Here is a 2394-nt window from a genome sequence, read left to right as displayed (position 1 = left end):
GAGATACGACAAGTTGGCCGTCCGCTACGAGGCGACAGTGCTGGTCGCAGCTATCAACGAGTGGCTTTGACCAGCAATTCTGCGGGAGCACCTGGGGATCATTCTTGCGGGAGCGGCGACACAGGGCCCCCGTCAGGTCATGCAGGTGGCGACCAACGCCCCACAGCCGTAACCGTTTCGGATCAAAGGCGAGGTACGGCTTTGACGATGCATCGCTGATTCGCGTGATCGGATTAACTCATCGTGGTGAAAGCGAAGGGGTGAGTCGTCCACGAGTGGGATGCTGTGGCCCACACCCGATCTTATGAGATGAGGTTCAGATGAAGTTCCGTCACCTGGTCACCGGCGCCGTCGCGGCAGTGGCCGCCCTCGCCCCGCTGGCCCCGTCAGCCCAAGCCGTAGCCGCCCCCACTCAGCCCAGCGTTGCGATGATGTCGAGCCTGGGCCGAAGCGGACACACCCGGCTGATCCCCACCGTGATCCACGCACACCAAGGCACCATCAATCTGACCAATGGAGGAAACCTGGAGAACATCTCGGCAAATCTGGAGGACACCGCTGGCAACCCGATCGAGGGTCAAAACATCCGGTTCGTGGATGCTGGCGGGCACATGCTTGGCATCTCCCGCACCAACAGCGACGGCGATGCTTACCTCAGCGGTGCCCCCCTCAACATCAGCCCCAATCTGCTCCAGCAACTGACCGGCGGCTATACCGCAATCTTCTCTGGCGGCGACGGGTATGCACGAAGCTCCAGCCACGCTGCTATCACCATCGGTGACGAGTGCGGTGTTGGGTGACCTGCTGGCGACGCCTACGGGACTGGACCGAAGCCGGGGTCTGGTCCCATCTCCACGAGGCTCTGCGCACCGAGCTGCGCAGCGTCAGCCTCCTCGGCATGGACGACTGCTCGATCGACGGCTCCCGCGTCAGGGCCCTCAAGGGGGGCTCACACCGGACCTTCGCCAGCCGACCGCGGCCGCCCCGGCAGCAAGCACCATGTGATCGTCGACCGGCACGGCACTCCGCTCAGAGTGTCGCTGACCGGCGGCAACCGGCACGACGTCACCCAGCTCATACCGCTGCTGGACGCCGTCCCCCACATCCGCGGCAGTAGAGCTCTCGAGCGACGTAGCGTTTCAGGCAGCGGATTGCTTCGCGTCGGGTCTTGCCTTCGGCGATGCGTCGCTCGACGTAGCTGCGGCTGCGGGTCTCCCACCGCAGTCTGGCCAGGACGATGGTGTAGAGGGCGGAGTTGGCCTGCCGGTCGCCGCCGCGGTTGAGTCTTCTGCGCTGGGTCTTGCCGGAGGATGCCTCGACCGGGCTCGCACCGCAAAGTGAGGCGAACGAGGCCTCGCTGCGTAGCCGGTCGGGGTTGTCACCGGTGGCGATCAGGAGGGCTGCCGCGGTGTCCGGGCCGACGCCGTAACACTTGAGGAGTTCGGGAGTGTGCTGCTTGAGCACTCCGGTGATCTGCTGTTTCAGGGCTTCGATCTCGTGGTCGAGTTCTTCGACCCGGCGGGCCAGGAGCCGCAGGGTGAAGACGGCTGCCGCGGCAGCCGTGCTGGCTGCGGACTCGGGCAGGGCCAGGCAGGCACGGACGAGTTTGGGAATCGTCAGTCCGTCCAGGGGTTCGCGTAAGTCTGGACTGGCTGTGACGAGCACGGCCCTGAGCTGGTTGATCGCCTGGGGGCGGGCTTTGACCGCCGAGACCTTGGCCATCTTGAACAGGCGAAGTGCTTCGGCTGGCCCGTCTGTGTGCTTCGCTGTCGCGGTGGCGCGGCCCGACAGTACGGCATGAGCGGCTGCTTCGGCGTCGATGGTGTCGGTCTTGCCCCGCCGGCGCCGGGTAGCCTTGTCCGGCTGGTTCACCTCGATCACGACCAGGCCGTTGCCCCGCAGGAAGCGGCTCAATGCAGCTCCGTAGGAGCCGGTGCACTCCACGCCCGCTCGGTCGACCGCACCGTGCGAGCGTGCCCAGTCCAGGAGCTGCTGATACCCGTCTGCCGTCGCTGGGAAGCTCTGGGAGTCGATCAGCTTGCCTGTCGGGGAGACGACCGCTGCCACGTGAGCATCCTTGTGGGTGTCGACTCCGAGGACGACCTCCTGCTGGCGGTCGTGGTGCAATCGGGCCGGCTGGGCCATGCTGGCACTGGTCATCGGTCTCCTGCCATCGAACCGTAGGGCTGGTGGCCGTCGCCGGGTCGGCAGGGTGGTCAGGACTGTGACGGTGCCTGTCGCGAAGGCCCCTATCGGGACACACCCGCCGACCTGGCGACAGCGAGCACCGTCCCGGACGATGGTCGACAGATCAAGACGCAAGACATAGAAGTCAGTCGTAGCGCGGGTCAGACCACCACCGGGACGGCACTGCCATCCTCACAGTCGTAGCGT

Annotated in this window: 2 protein-coding genes and 1 pseudogene; 2 read left to right on the top strand and 1 reads right to left on the bottom strand. The window is 65.7% G+C overall.

Annotation, left to right across the window (positions count from 1 at the left end; genetic code table 11):
- The first annotated feature begins 320 nt into the window (after window positions 1-320).
- Together ACZ53N_RS37110 and ACZ53N_RS37105 are read left to right on the top strand one after the other, a co-directional pair.
- Entirely contained in the window at window positions 321-800 is a 480-nt protein-coding gene (locus ACZ53N_RS37110; RefSeq protein ID WP_469145104.1) for a hypothetical protein, read from the top strand.
- A pseudogene (locus ACZ53N_RS37105) lies at window positions 797-1133 on the top strand (transposase); the annotation flags it as partial. The gene ACZ53N_RS37110 and the pseudogene ACZ53N_RS37105, both read left to right, overlap by 4 nt.
- On the opposite strand, the gene ACZ53N_RS37100 reads toward ACZ53N_RS37105, so the two are convergent.
- Window positions 1075-2160 (bottom strand): IS110 family RNA-guided transposase, encoded by a 1086-nt coding sequence (locus tag ACZ53N_RS37100; protein ID WP_469145103.1) that lies wholly within the window; start codon window positions 2158-2160, stop codon window positions 1075-1077. The pseudogene ACZ53N_RS37105 and the gene ACZ53N_RS37100 sit on opposite strands and share 59 nt — an antisense overlap.
- Window positions 2161-2394 lie beyond the last annotated feature (234 nt).

This window comes from Streptomyces sp. NPDC033229 (assembly GCF_055576875.1).
Note: the sequence above shows the minus strand (reverse complement) of the source record. Positions and strands in the feature narration are given on the sequence as shown.

Excerpts from the sequence above, each read along its gene's own strand:
- ACZ53N_RS37100 (WP_469145103.1), bottom strand. The coding sequence starts at position 2,160 with ATGACCAGTGCCAGCATGGCCCAGCCGGCCCGATTGCACCACGACCGC.
- ACZ53N_RS37110 (WP_469145104.1), top strand. The coding sequence starts at position 321 with ATGAAGTTCCGTCACCTGGTCACCGGCGCCGTCGCGGCAGTGGCCGCC.